The organism is Paenibacillus sp. Soil724D2 (assembly GCF_001427935.1).
Lineage (GTDB): Bacteria > Bacillota > Bacilli > Paenibacillales > NBRC-103111 > Paenibacillus_E.
Genome location: NZ_LMRY01000029.1, coordinates 70,046 through 83,201, shown reverse-complemented (window position 1 = coordinate 83,201; position 13,156 = coordinate 70,046). Strand labels below are relative to the sequence as shown.

Annotated in this window: 12 protein-coding genes and 2 pseudogenes; 3 read left to right on the top strand and 11 right to left on the bottom strand. The window is 42.3% G+C overall.

Annotated elements, in window-relative coordinates; translation table 11 throughout:
* Positions 1–168: 168 nt before the first annotated feature.
* The 9 genes and pseudogenes from ASG85_RS23055 to ASG85_RS23015 form a co-directional block, all read right to left on the bottom strand.
* A complete protein-coding gene (locus tag ASG85_RS23055) occupies positions 169–885 on the bottom strand; it encodes an MOSC domain-containing protein (RefSeq protein WP_060647837.1) in 717 nt (238 codons plus the stop codon).
* A 193-nt stretch (positions 886–1,078) separates the two neighbouring features.
* A complete protein-coding gene (locus ASG85_RS23050) occupies positions 1,079–1,576 on the bottom strand; it encodes a hypothetical protein (RefSeq protein ID WP_060647836.1) in 498 nt (165 codons plus the stop codon).
* Between the two features lie 353 nt (positions 1,577–1,929).
* Positions 1,930–2,879: pseudogene (locus tag ASG85_RS23045) on the bottom strand (multidrug resistance efflux transporter family protein).
* Positions 2,876–3,583 (bottom strand): ABC transporter ATP-binding protein, encoded by a 708-nt coding sequence (locus tag ASG85_RS23040; protein WP_060647835.1) that lies wholly within the window; start codon positions 3,581–3,583, stop codon positions 2,876–2,878. Before ASG85_RS23040 ends, ASG85_RS23045 begins: the two are co-directional and overlap by 4 nt.
* Positions 3,580–4,365: an ABC transporter ATP-binding protein gene (locus ASG85_RS23035; protein WP_060647834.1), complete on the bottom strand. Its 786-nt coding sequence runs from the start codon at positions 4,363–4,365 to the stop codon at positions 3,580–3,582. Before ASG85_RS23035 ends, ASG85_RS23040 begins: the two co-directional genes overlap by 4 nt.
* A complete protein-coding gene (locus ASG85_RS23030) occupies positions 4,362–5,639 on the bottom strand; it encodes a branched-chain amino acid ABC transporter permease (protein ID WP_414858780.1) in 1,278 nt (425 codons plus the stop codon). Before ASG85_RS23030 ends, ASG85_RS23035 begins: the two co-directional genes overlap by 4 nt.
* A gap of 19 nt (positions 5,640–5,658) precedes the next feature.
* Positions 5,659–6,645: a branched-chain amino acid ABC transporter permease gene (locus ASG85_RS23025; RefSeq protein ID WP_060647832.1), complete on the bottom strand. Its 987-nt coding sequence runs from the start codon at positions 6,643–6,645 to the stop codon at positions 5,659–5,661.
* Positions 6,646–6,740: 95 nt separating this feature from the next.
* A complete protein-coding gene (locus ASG85_RS23020) occupies positions 6,741–7,973 on the bottom strand; it encodes a branched-chain amino acid ABC transporter substrate-binding protein (protein ID WP_060647831.1) in 1,233 nt (410 codons plus the stop codon).
* Between the two features lie 696 nt (positions 7,974–8,669).
* On the bottom strand, positions 8,670–9,377 hold the full coding sequence (locus ASG85_RS23015; protein WP_060647830.1) for an RDD family protein: 708 nt from the start codon (positions 9,375–9,377) through the stop codon (positions 8,670–8,672).
* Between the two features lie 687 nt (positions 9,378–10,064).
* Between ASG85_RS23015 and ASG85_RS23005 the strand changes: the two genes are divergently transcribed.
* Positions 10,065–10,382 carry an NIPSNAP family protein gene (locus ASG85_RS23005; RefSeq protein WP_060647840.1) on the top strand — a complete coding sequence of 106 codons (318 nt, stop codon included), beginning with the start codon at positions 10,065–10,067 and terminating at the stop codon, positions 10,380–10,382.
* Between the two features lie 145 nt (positions 10,383–10,527).
* Here the strand turns inward: ASG85_RS23005 and ASG85_RS23000 are convergent, their stop codons facing one another.
* On the bottom strand, positions 10,528–11,103 hold the full coding sequence (locus ASG85_RS23000; RefSeq protein ID WP_060647828.1) for a histidine phosphatase family protein: 576 nt from the start codon (positions 11,101–11,103) through the stop codon (positions 10,528–10,530).
* An 817-nt stretch (positions 11,104–11,920) separates the two neighbouring features.
* On the opposite strand from ASG85_RS23000, the pseudogene ASG85_RS39340 reads away from it, so the two are divergent.
* Together ASG85_RS39340 and msrA are read left to right on the top strand one after the other, a co-directional pair.
* Positions 11,921–12,154 (top strand): annotated as a pseudogene (locus ASG85_RS39340) (peptide-methionine (R)-S-oxide reductase); the annotation flags it as partial.
* A gap of 7 nt (positions 12,155–12,161) precedes the next feature.
* Positions 12,162–12,689, top strand: a complete 528-nt coding sequence (msrA, locus tag ASG85_RS22995; protein ID WP_060647827.1) for a peptide-methionine (S)-S-oxide reductase MsrA — start codon at positions 12,162–12,164, stop codon at positions 12,687–12,689.
* A gap of 10 nt (positions 12,690–12,699) precedes the next feature.
* Here the strand turns inward: msrA and ASG85_RS37145 are convergent, their stop codons facing one another.
* Positions 12,700–12,801 carry an IS3 family transposase gene (locus ASG85_RS37145; RefSeq protein ID WP_414858779.1) on the bottom strand — a complete coding sequence of 34 codons (102 nt, stop codon included), beginning with the start codon at positions 12,799–12,801 and terminating at the stop codon, positions 12,700–12,702.
* Positions 12,802–13,156 lie beyond the last annotated feature (355 nt).

Below are 13,156 nucleotides of genomic sequence, written 5' to 3'. Positions count from 1 at the left end.
TACGCAAGCATCCTAGCTACAAGGGTGGCTTGGTCCCTCCCGTGGTTGGACTTGCACCAACTAGATAATGCGTGCCTCTGGGCACGCTGAACAAAAAAGTGACCCACAGCAACGGGCTGTGGGCCATAATTGGTTTCCGTTAGCGCAATAAGGACTTGTTCATTTTGTTCAATCAGATAGATAAACTTTCTGACCAACATGAATTTGCCCGGGATTTTTAACAGAGGCATATACGCCAAAGCATAAATTCATTTGCTCATTTACTTTCTTCAACAGAGAAGTATCCCGTATGAGTGTATCAGGGTCAATCGTAATTATTGAACAACGCTGACAGTAAGATTCAATTTGTAATACTGCATCCCCAACTGATATTTGCTTTCCTATCCAATCGTTTTCATTGAATGTGTTTTCGTCTATTGACACAATTAAGTTTGCTCTAAACCGTTGTTTATCTATGTTTTTTCCCCATATGGCTTCAAGTTTTCGTAACGAAGAGTCTGTAATAATAAGGACGCTTGCTAGGTCAACAGACATAAGGTCGGGGTTCTCAGGGTTCGGCGCTTTATAGTTCGTCATTGATATTTTTCTTTTGGAGTATCTTTGAATTTCATCTAATAGTTCTTCATTCCAGCTAAAGGTTATTCCATTAGGTGATGTAACACTTACTCCCTTGTCGACGAGTTTAGCCTTATAAGTGAGCATATTAGGGATATCTCTAGCAGTGATGAAGCTATCCCAGCCATCCTTTGTTTCATCAATAAAGGCGCAAAAACGGTCGCCATATAACCCATATGTATTAATTGTGCAAGTCTCCAAACTCTCTCCTGCAAACGATTTTACAGGATATCGGTTTATTTCACTGATTTGACCAACTAGTAATGTCAAAGTTACTACCCCTCCGAAACTAACAGTATTGCCTTATTATAGTTCATATTGTCTCTATTGAACATTAGCCCATTAGCGTGGAAAAGGCAGCCGATCGTCATGGCCGGCTGCCGCAATGTCTTTATTCAGCTATCGTTCTTACGTTAGTTTAGAAAATTAAAAGAGGTAACTGCAACAAAAAAGTCACCTAATGTTACCTGTTTGTTCCTATATCATTTTTGATTAGATTTACTAATTGCTCAATACCACTGTCTGGGTCAGTGCAATAATAAATATAATTGTAATTATCAAATACATCTAACTTCCACCAAAGCCAATGAAGTCTTGATTTGTTTCGTATTTCTGGCTTGGATACAACAAAAAATATCCTTCCTTTATCATCAACAAATAAGTCTCTACCCTTATCAGAATTATAGGCAAATCTAATTGTCTTATTAGCTGAATCTGCTTCTTTAATGGAAATTATTTCAACATTTTTATTCTTATTTAGTTCAAAGTATCTCTGTAAGAGTGCTTGGTTCTTGTAATAAATATCACTTTCATAAAAGTAAAAAGTATTTGCACCTCCAAAATCAGCAAATTTCATTGTAGATGGCACAATAGTTTCAACTTTGTATAGTAATAATCCTATGGCTAATAGTAGTACGGCAATTATAATAAAGAGGTACTTTCTAAATATCATTGTAATCACGCTGACCCTTTTCCTTTAAACTGTTCTTGCAATTAGATTGTTCAAATAAAATTCAGTCATCAAAATAGACGTAATTTAAGGGAAGTAGTTGCTATAATTTATTCAACTCTCCTCCGTTACTTCAACAAACAAAAAAAGAGCTGCTATACACACATAGCAGCTCCTCCACTAAAGTTCTGCGTTAAATTTAGTCAGCTAACCCGAAATCTTTTTTATCACAAGTAATTATGTTTACCCCAGAGTGATCACTTGTTTTTTAATGCTTTCGAACAACTGAACTCTTTTCTATCCCGAAAACTAATACTTTCGTTAATTCACAAAAAATGGAGAATCGTTCTCCATTTCATTTGAATCTATTTACCTTCCTTAGACATTAAACTATGAACGATCATCCCGGTTACGACACAAATAATACCTGTTCAAGACAGACTAGAAGGAAATGCCGCATCGAGTATCACTAATTCGCCAATGACTGTAAAAATGATTTCTCCGGCTTGAGTCGCTTCTACAGCAGCCAGTTGATGTGCGGATCTTTTTACCAATTCTGTCGCTTTGAAAAAAAGAACTGTTGCAACGACTCCCGAACAAACGGCTACAAGAGCAGATTGGCCGATTTGCCCTGCGCTCGGTACGCCAGCATGAACCAAAGCACAGAGAGAAAGCAATATCCATAATGGAAGGCTGGCCAGTGTCATGCCAAGAACACGCTGGTAGGTATCCAGCCGTTCTCCGCAAACCTCCATCATCTTACGATTGCCAAGCGGATAAGCAAAAGCTGCTAGAAGAACAGGCACCACGCCTAAAAGCGCGTCTTTTATGGAGAGGTGGCCGTCATGATCCGTCTGTATAACAATTACCCCAAATAAGATGATGAGAGAAATCAACAGACCTCTTAACGGGGTTTTTTCCTTTATCCTAATAGGCCCACCCTTTGTTACTATTACCTTGCTGAATAATGGAGCAATTAATGAACCCGCAATAATGGTTACCTGCCAGGTAGCCGCAATCAACCACCCAGGACCGTAGGCAGCGGAAAAACACAGCGGCACATAAAATAATCCGAATCCGACCATGCTCCAGCCCATCCATACCCCTAACTGCTTTCTCATATCAAAAAGCAAGGCCCGGAGATTTCCCCTAATCCAGACAATCAACAATAGGATAGGAAACATGAACAGATAACGAAGCGAAGCGCTCCATACCCAGTATCCGCCGGACAGCTCCATGGACCGGTTCATGATGAAAGAGAAGGAGAAAAAAATGATGCCATTATGCCGTAAAGCATCGGAAGAAATGGTTTCATCCTGCCAGATATGCTTCTTTTACTTGATCGTTGACAAGCAATGTTTTTGCGTCATCCTCCAGAATAATTTCACCGGTCTGTATGACATAACCGCGATGGGCGATTTGCAGCGCTTGGTATGCGTTTTGTTCTACGAGCAGAATCGTCATCCCTATTCGGTTCATCTCCTGAATGATTTCAAAGATTTGATCCACGATGACGGGAGCCAATCCCATCGATGGTTCATCGAGCAGCAATAGCTTAGGTTTCATCATGAGTGCACGGGCTATGGCAAGCATTTGTTGTTCGCCGCCGCTCATGGTGCCACCCGCTTGGTGCAAGCGTTCTCTCAAACGTGGAAAGTAATCGAATGACTGTTCCATACGCTCTTTTATCACTTTTTTATCTTTAACTGAAAATGCGCCCATCTCCAGATTCTCCTTAACAGTTAGCTTTGGGAATATACGCCGGCCCTCCGGGACATGAGCAATGCCTTCCATCGCCGTTTGATGAGGCGGCCAAGCCGAAATATTACGCCTATCAAATAAAATGGAGCCTTCCGTTTTTACCTGACCGCAAATGGATTTAAGTGTTGTGGATTTTCCCGCTCCGTTGCAACCGATTAACGTGACAATTTCCCCTTCATTTATATGCAGTGAAATTCCCCTTAATGCTTGAATACCTCCATAGTAAGCATGGACCTCTTGAAGCTGCAGTAAGCTCATGATTTCACCTCTTGACCTAGGGCATTTTTACCTAAATAGGCTTCGATCACACGCGAATTCGAACGAATCTCATATGGGGATCCTTCAGCTATCTTTTCACCGTGATCCAGAACTAGAATGTGATCAGAAATCTCCATAACGAGTTTCATATCGTGCTCAATCAATATTATCGATACGTCCAGCTCCTGTTGAATGCTTCGAATAAGCTCGGTTAGTTCTTTTGTTTCACGCGGATTCATTCCTGCGGCGGGTTCATCCAGCAGCAGTACTTTTGGTTTAACCGCTAGCGCTCTCGCGATTTCAAGCCGCCTTTGCGCTCCGTAAGAAAGGCTGTTTGCATTTTCATTGAGATGAGGCTCGAGACCAACATATTGCAATAGTCGGTATGCTTCATCCATCGCATTTTGTTCCTCAAGTCGAATTTTAGTAAGTCCGAGTAAAGTGCTTAATATTCCTCCTTTTAAATGAATATGCATGCCGACCATCACATTTTCAAGAACAGTCATATTCCCAAACAGTCTAATATTTTGAAAGGTCCGGGCTATGCCCTTTTCAGTAATTCGATCAGGCTTAATCTTCACAATTGATTTGCCTTCCAATTCGATTTCACCCTCATCAGGCGCATAAATGCCGGTGATCATATTGAAAAACGTCGTTTTTCCGGCACCGTTCGGACCGATAACAGCAGAAATTTCACCTTTTTGAAACTCAAATTGAACTCCGTTAACGGCAACCAATCCGCCAAATCGTTTGAACAAATTATTAACACGCAAAACGGTCATTGGGCGATCCCTCCGCTTTGAGGATTTACTTTCTGCACGGAAGCTGATGAAATTCGTTCCTGAATCAGCTTTTCGTTCACTCTGCGATTTTTCACCGAAATCAATCCGTTTGGCCTAAAGACGGCAAAGAGGATGAGAATGGCTCCAAAAATAAACCTCTGCATCTTGGATGGAGATAAGGCAGATGGAATGTGGACTACGCCTTGCAGTGTTAATTGATTTAACCAATTGGTAAATTCCGTAAGCACCTGCAGGTTGAGAATCGTAATAAGTGCAGCTCCAAGTATAACGCCAGGAACACTCCCCATTCCTCCTAAAACAACCATGACCAAAATCGTAATGGACTCAAGCAATGTAAAGCTGGAAGGATCAATAAACGTTTGTTTGGCTGCGAAGACGACTCCCATCATCCCGGAGAAGGAAGCTCCCACAGCGAACGCTGTCAACTTCGTGCGAATTAATGGAACCCCCATGGATTGTGCGGCAATTTCATTCTCTCGAACTGCCTTCCAGGAACGACCCATTCGAGAATGTTCAAATCTCTTTACTCCTAAAATCACAAAAGCCAAGATCGCTATCACAATGAAATAAAATTGATGAGGATGCGTAAATTCAAATCCGAACAGATTTGGAGGCTTGATCGATGATATGCCCTTTGCGCCGTTCGTAATGTTAACAGGCTTCTCCAGGTTGTTGAAGATGATGCGGATCATTTCCCCGAAGCCCAATGTCACGATAGCGAGATAATCTCCTTTCACCCTAAGGACGGGCAGACCGAGAATGACTCCGAACAGTGCAGCCATAAAGCCGCCTACAAAAATAAACAGCCAAAACGCAGAGCCCGAAAGAGGAAACAAATCACCTGGAATGAAGTGATTCGCCTGTGCCGTAGAGAAGATACCATATGTATAAGCTCCAATCGCGAAAAAAGCGACAAAACCCAGATCCAGAAGCCCAGCAAAGCCGACCACGATATTCAGCCCGAGCGCCATTGCGATATAAATCCCGCTCTGCGTTGCAACTTCCATATAAGATTCGTAGGCGGGACCTCCTGATGAAGCAAACGGAATAATGAGAATTAATAGGATACCGCCGATGAACCATTTGACTTTACTTGTGAATGAAGTGTAGTAAAGCAACAGCAAAGATGCCAGCAATAATAAAAAGGCGATTACCGATTTAGCCGTCATATATACACTTAGTGCTGTAACCGAGACAAGAAGGACAAGTATCAGGGCTTGCATTTTCGAGTTTTGCGCTAATGCCTGTTTCATTTTATCCATGATGGGTCACCTACACTTTCTCTTTGACGGCTTTGCCAAACAGACCTTCGGGTTTGAATATCAATACGATGATTAGAATCATAAAGGCAAACACATCTTTATACTCCGAACCGAAGCTGCCATTCGTCAGTAAGCCAAGATTAGAAGAAGCGAACATCTCTAATATCCCAATGACCAGTCCACCAAACATTGCACCCCGAATGTTTCCTATACCTCCAAGCACTGCGGCCGTGAACGCTTTCAACCCTAATATATAGCCGATAAATGGATCGATCGTACCGTACTGCTGCGCAAATAAAACCCCTGTAGCACCGCCTAAAGCTGATCCGATGAAAAAGGTCAGAATAATGATTTTATTCACGTTAATTGACATCAACGAAGCCGTTTCACGGTCTTGCGCTACCGCCCGCATGGCCACTCCCCATTTGGTACGATTGATAAAAAAATCAAGGCTGATCATCAACAATACAGCCACTACGATGATGATGATCGTATTGGTTTTCAAAGAAGCGTCTCCGAGCCATGATCCAAGAGAAGAAGTGCCGATGGTCAAATTTTTATCGAATAACGTAATACCGCTTATGATGTAGTTTCCTGTTCTCAATTCGGATATAAAGCGAACGAGATCTTGAACCACGAAGGAAACACCAATCGCGGAGATAAGTGAAATCAGCTTGGGCGCTTTTCGGAGAGGCTTATAAGCAATTCGTTCAATTCCCACCCCTAACAATCCCGTAAACAGCATGGCGATAGCGAGGATTAGAACGTATGCAACCCATCCCGGCATACCACTAAGCCACCCTGTAGATTGAAAAAGGAACAATACCCCTGTCCCGACGAATGCCCCAGTCATAAAAATCTCGCCATGTGCAAAATTGATCAATTCAAGAATACCATATACCATGGTATATCCTAAGGCAACGACCGCATAAATAGCTCCTAAAGCAAGCCCGTCGATCAATACTTGGGGGAGTGAGTGCAGGATGTTTAGGATCATGAAACTTCTCCTTTCGCAGGTGGATAAACCGTAAAGAGGTATATCAATAAAGCACATACCTCTTTACTTTAAGTTGAATGATGTTGAAATTAGGTTTACTTCCCTACTTCAGAAATCATGGTACCCGGATATTTCGGACCTTCAAATTTGTAGATAAATACTTTAGCGTATGTATTGTCGCCTTTGCCATCAAAGGAAACCTTCGTGGCAACACCTTGGAAGTCTTTGGTGGCGCGCACCGCATCACGAACTTTTTCGCGGACAGGCACTTTTCCACCGTCTGCGCTGCTCGCAGTTTTAATGCCGTTAAGAATGATAGTCATACAGTCATATGCGTATGCTGAGTAACCGTCTGGAGCTTTGCCGAATTTGGCTTTGTATTGATCGGCCCATTTCATGCCATCTGCCGTTTTGGTAATATCGGTTGAGATGGAAGCGTACAAGGCGTCTTTTACTTTATCACCGGCTACATCAACCAGGCCTTGAGTATCCCATCCGTCAGCACCCATGAAAGGAGCCGTAATTCCTTTGTCGCGTGCTTGTTTGATAAGCAGACCGCCTTCGGCATATAATCCTCCGAAGAATACAAAGTCCGGTTTCTTGCTAAGCGCAATGTTAAGAACTCCGTTGAAATCCTTCTCTCCTATGGTAATCCCCTCATAACCGACAATGGTTGCCCCTTGCTTCGTTGCTGCGTCTTTAAACGCTTCTGCCAAGCCTTGACCGTAGGCAGTTTTATCTTGAATGACGAAAATATTTTTGGCTTTCACTGTTTTAAACGCATAATCAGCCGCCGCAGGACCTTGGAAATCATCTCTTGCAACAATTCGGTTCACGACCTTCAGATTACGGTCGGTTACCTCCGTTGCTGTATTGGACGGCGAAACCATGACAATATTGTTCTTCTCGTAAACGACTGAGGAGGGGATAGCTACGCCTGAGTTCATATGTCCGACGATACCGAGAATCGATTGATCAGCACTGATGATCTCGGCATTGGCAACGCCTTTCTTTGGATCTGCTTGATCGTCATAAGGGACCAGCTGCAGTTCAAAACCCAGCTTGTCAAATTCCGCTTTATGGTCATCCAAAGACATTTGAGCACCTAGCTTAATAGCTTCCCCTTGAACGGCGCTGCCTCCTGACAAAGGGGACTGGGTCGCAATTTTGATGACGCTCTTGGTGACTGCGCTGCTAGGTTTAGTCGTTTCTGCAGTTGAACTTGTGCTTGTACTTGTACTTGTACTTGTGCTTGTTCCGCACCCTACCAACAAACCCATGGCAAGCGCTGATACTGAGATCATAAGAGCCGTTTTCTTCAAAATCATGAAACAACCTCCTCAGATAGTTTGATACGCAAAAATACCGATATCGCAGCATTCAGAACTTCGGTTAAGAGACGAAATTCATACAAAAACTACTCAATCGGAATTTTTAATAACATGAACCTTACATAATTATAATAAGGAAATCGGAATTTTATGTCAATATACCTAACATAAATTGGACATTTTCCAAGAATTCATACCTTGCATGTTATATTTTACAACATATAAAGTTATATATTTTTCATTTATCACTAGAATAGCTGAATTACCTTATTGAGTCTTTGATCTATTCAATATACAAAAAGGCATTCACCCATTTGAGTGAATGCCTTTTACATCAAAACTTCAAGACTTTCTTCCGATTCTCCTAGGCGGTTGTCTTCAAGTGGCATACTTCTCCAAATATTCCCATTATCCTGCCCTTTAGCTTAATCGTTGCCCCTTAACAACTTACGTTTCATTCTAATTTAACCTGGTGTTGAGAAGGGTTTTCAGTTACGTATAACAATACAAGTTCTTGTCATCATTCGGCAAACGATATATGTTCTTGTCACACATAATTCCTGTTGGAGGTCAAGAACATATATTGTTTGAACCCAAAGTACCGACCAAAGAAAAGCCTTAAACAATGAGTGTTGACATCATTGGCACTTTAATAAGCTTCATTCTCAGCCCCCTTAACTATCCTACTCGCTATTACCCGAAAAAGTAGTAGTACACAAGTCCAGCTACTATAAGAAAATTGAGAGCTTCAAGCCAAAATGAAGTAGGCCGATGAGATACGACAACCTTCATTTCCCGATCCCATGTAGTCTGTCGCAGTTTTTTCTTCAATGTTTGATAGCCACACGCATACGTAATTAAATAAATTATTGGAACGCCAGCGGCCTCCCCACGCCACCAAACAAGAAAGCTTCTTTTGCAAGCTTGTCGTAAAGAAAGCTTAGATCCATCTGGATTTCTTACCTTTACCCCGAATATAAATTTGCCTGGGGTTGTTCCCACTTTGGACAGAAGCAGAGATTCGAGAGGTATCCAGCCCAGCAAAATAATCATTGCCATTACGTATTCCTCTGTCCCCGGCACTAACAATGGCCCATACATGATCCAATCCATAACTTGAGTAACAAATGGCATGGACAAACTATCTAATACTTGAATTAAACATACACACAACAAAGTATCCAAATATCTAGCCCATAAACGGAGCCATGGTCTAACATGCGTTTTTTCTTCATTCCAATCAAATTGAGTATATATTTCGGCTGCTAACCATTCTCCGAACTTGTGTTTCCTTAGAAGCGTACCTCTCTTAATTTGCCCTGCACTGATTAGATCCCTAATTTCCTCGGCAGTAAAAGGACCGTATTTATCCTTTTCATGTTTATAGAACCATTCAATCAAATTTTATCGTCCTCGTTCCTCTATCCTCATTATTCATGCACCGAATGACATAAATCATGATATAGTGAAACATTATTTTTCTTTTATAGCCAGAGGTAAATAAATACTTTTCATTAGGGGTTCTTGTTGAATTATCCGTCCCGATAGTTCAAAAAGGCAGCCGATCACAGTCCGGCTACCTTCATGCTTTATTGATTGAACTATCGTACCCGTTAGCGTAACAATATACTATTCATGCTCATGCTATAACTAAAGATTTCAAAAGTAAGAGACATGTTTCTTTCCACGTTCATTTATTTTTCCAAAGAGGCTCTACTTCGTATTTTAAAAAATGTATAACATCATCAGTTATCATATCACAAATAGAAGAATCCTTTGAATTTTCATAAATTACGAAATGACCTGCTTTAAACTTATTCTTTTCAATATACTTGCCAGTATGGTCATATTCCTTGTTATTGATTAAATCGTATGATTTTAAAATGTTATTCCTTAAATGTGAAAAGAAATAATGTTCAGGATCAAACACAAACCACCTACCATCACCCAATCTAACATGAAATGCATTAGTCGGGTTATTATTTATAACATTTATTGCCCAGGGTCGAAGATTACTGGTAAAATAACTGAGAGTAGGCAACGATCAACGAAAAAACTCTACGATTTACAGAAAGCGAGGGAATGGGCATGCTTTACGAGTTGCGCATTTATACCATGCATGAGGGGAGAATGGAAGCGATTCTGCAACGTTTCAACCAGCATACACTTAGTATTTTCGAGCGGTTGGAAATAAAGGTGTACGATTTCTGGATCGATCAGACGGGGCTTCCGAAGTTGTATTACGTGATGGAATATAAGGATATGGAGGAACGGCAACGGCTGTGGGGTGCGTTTCGACAAGAGCCGGAATGGATCGAGGTGAAACGCAAATCCGAGGAAAGCGGGCCCATAGTGGAGAAGATTGAGGAAATATTTATGAATCGGGCCGATTTTTTTATACGATAGCGCGTTTGGCACTTGCCCCTCAACGGGATAATACAGGAACGGAGCTTACAGCCTAGCCGGCGGGCTCCGTTTTTGATTTAGGGAGTCGTCTCAGCCGTTATTGCTACTGCCACACATGAGGCGATTATTACACTATCGTTTTGCGTTAGCTTAATCCAAAATCCTCATTCCATAGTCTTATTACTTCTTTTAATTCTAAATTTTCAAAACTTAATTTATAAATATCTGGTTTCTTTAATTGATTTAAAAAATCCAAACCATAACTTGAATCAAAATAATTCATCATCAAAGTCATTACAAGCCCATGTGTTCCAATAGCTATTTTTTTCCCAGAGTGTTCTTTTAATATGTTTTTTATCACTGATATCGATCTATTCTGGCAATTAGAATTAGACTCCCCACCTGGTAAAGAATAATCAAAATCATAAAATTTCTCTCTAATAACTGACATTAAATCAGCAATAATTTCTCCAGCAAAATACCTTTCCCTGAGATCTTCAAATGTTTTGATAACTAATCCTAAGTTTTGTGCCAACCCCTCAATACTCAGGATTGCTCGGGTATACGGGCTAGATATAATAACATCTATTCCTTCTTCTTTAAGAACTTCTGTAACTTTTTCAACATCGCTCTTGCCCTTAGTGGTGAGTCCTCTTGTTCTTTCGGTTCCTTCAGTGTATGGTGATTCAGCATGCCTAACCATATAGATGATGGTCTTCATATAATCCTCCTTGAAATGCTAACTTATTATATTACTGTAATTTCGCATAACGTGATATTCACGAACTTCCTGAATATTCCGTCTCAAAAAGTATTCGCGAAGTCATTCAGCTATCCTGCCCGTTAGCTTAATAGCTAAGGCCTCCACATTCCCGCGGGGCGCAAAATTTCGAAATCAAAAAAATACACCGGCCTATTCCCTAATGCGTAAATGTTATAACCGAGGTATGAACATAAAAGAAGTAGCAGTTACAGTGACGGTAGCGATTATTACCCAAGACATCTGACTGTACAAAATATGTGATTTGCAAGTGTCGGGGCAGCTCCACCGTCAATATCTCTATTAAGCCATCTCTTTCCCGTTAGCAATTGTTCTCCGTTAAAACAAGCTGACTTCAATGCAGGTTCTTTTCGGCAATCGAACAATGTTCTTGTCTACCGACACCTAATTACGCTAAGAAGCTACTTTAAATACGAGGCATCAATGCCAGCGCCTGACTGTTTTCTCGGTGAGATCGGTTTCATTTATCCACAACCTCGTATCTAGGCCTTGCGCGTTTTTTTGCAGTACGTTGGCTCCCGCAAAATCCGGACAAGGTATCCAGTTGCTCTCTGATCTGGTAAGTCAGGATGCGGCAAATGTACTGCTTAGTTCAATAGTAAAAAACAACAGGTTTGACTCACGCATACCGCGGGTATAATGTTGAGGATCTCACGAAGATCTAAGTTAGTAAGAAAAACATTGCCTTTCCAATGCGGATATGGGACATCCTAGACATGGAGCTTCGAGAGATCACCGATATGCAGCTTGGGTCTAGTCCTCCTTTGGGTGGCCAAGTTTCACGAAGCCGATCGTTTCCGCAAACATCAACGAGCTGCGGGACACCTCCCATGGGATGATAAGGACCGAGGTTAGATCCACTCACGGCGACAGCCATCTCGGTCACGTCTTCCCGGATGGCTGGGCTAATCGCGGTGGCCTATGCTACTGCATCCATCGCGACGACATGGAGAGCGAGGGCTACGGCAAATATCTCAATCAGATTGAGGAGGTTAAACATGCATCAGCGCGCTGTACTCGCTGGGGGATGCTTCTGGGGAATGCAAGACTTGATCCGAAAGCTTCCCGGCGTCGTCTCGACTCGCGTCGGCTATACTGGCGGTGACACTCCGAACGCGACCTATCGCAACCATGGCACTCATGCGGAGGGGATCGAAATCGTCATCGATACAGCGGAGACGAGCTACCGGCGCATCCTGGAGTATTTCTTTCAAATCCACGATCCTACGACGCGGAACCGTCAGGGCAACGATATCGGCACAAGCTACCGTTCGGCGATCTACTATGCGAGCGACGAGCAGAGAAAGGTGGCGGAGGAGACGATCGCCGACGTGAACGCGTCGGATCTCTGGCCGGGGAAGGTCGTCACCGAAGTTACGCCTGTCGGCGACTTCTGGGAAGCAGAGCCGGAGCACCAGGACTATCTGGATCGCTATCCGAGCGGCTACACCTGCCACTTCCCGCGCCCCAACTGGGTCCTTCCCAGGCGGGAGGCCGGTGGCGCCCCGCCAAGTAGACAACAATGAAATAAGAGCATTAAGCAGCCTTAGTTCGGTACTCCACCGGACTAAGGTTGTTTAATTTCTTCTGAAACCGCTTGTGGTTGTAAAAGTGAATGTACCGGTGGACCTCATCGATGAGCTGCTTCTGTCCCTTCTTCATTCTGACTACAGGGTGAAATCCTGAGAATTCATGAGTCTGAGTGAGGAAACGGAATCATTTCGAGGGAGTTTAACAAAGTCTGCTTGGAGCTGCTCCGTCGGGAATGACATCAGGTTCTTGTCATTGGCTCGTGACAAGAACTTGATGTCATAAAATAAAAAAAGCTGCGATTTAAGCAGCTCTTTATGGGGTAATATTCTTGTCACCCGACACTTTTTCAATATGAACAATGAAGGTGAGGAAACGGTGTACGCTAGGCTTTGCATGATTCGCTTGTTACCAACCATGCCGACGTATCTTCTAGAGGATTTGTTAGAAAAAGCACAATTCA

Coding starts and splice junctions, on each gene's coding strand:
- ASG85_RS23040 (WP_060647835.1), bottom strand. CDS start 3,583: ATGAGCTTACTGCAGCTTCAAGAGGTCCATGCTTACTATGGAGGTATT.
- ASG85_RS23035 (WP_060647834.1), bottom strand. CDS start 4,365: ATGACCGTTTTGCGTGTTAATAATTTGTTCAAACGATTTGGCGGATTG.
- ASG85_RS23030 (WP_414858780.1), bottom strand. CDS start 5,639: ATGAAACAGGCATTAGCGCAAAACTCGAAAATGCAAGCCCTGATACTT.
- ASG85_RS23025 (WP_060647832.1), bottom strand. CDS start 6,645: ATGATCCTAAACATCCTGCACTCACTCCCCCAAGTATTGATCGACGGG.
- ASG85_RS23020 (WP_060647831.1), bottom strand. CDS start 7,973: ATGATTTTGAAGAAAACGGCTCTTATGATCTCAGTATCAGCGCTTGCC.
- ASG85_RS23005 (WP_060647840.1), top strand. CDS start 10,065: ATGCTTTACGAGTTGCGCATTTATACCATGCATGAGGGGAGAATGGAA.
- ASG85_RS23000 (WP_060647828.1), bottom strand. CDS start 11,103: ATGAAGACCATCATCTATATGGTTAGGCATGCTGAATCACCATACACT.
- msrA (WP_060647827.1), top strand. CDS start 12,162: ATGCATCAGCGCGCTGTACTCGCTGGGGGATGCTTCTGGGGAATGCAA.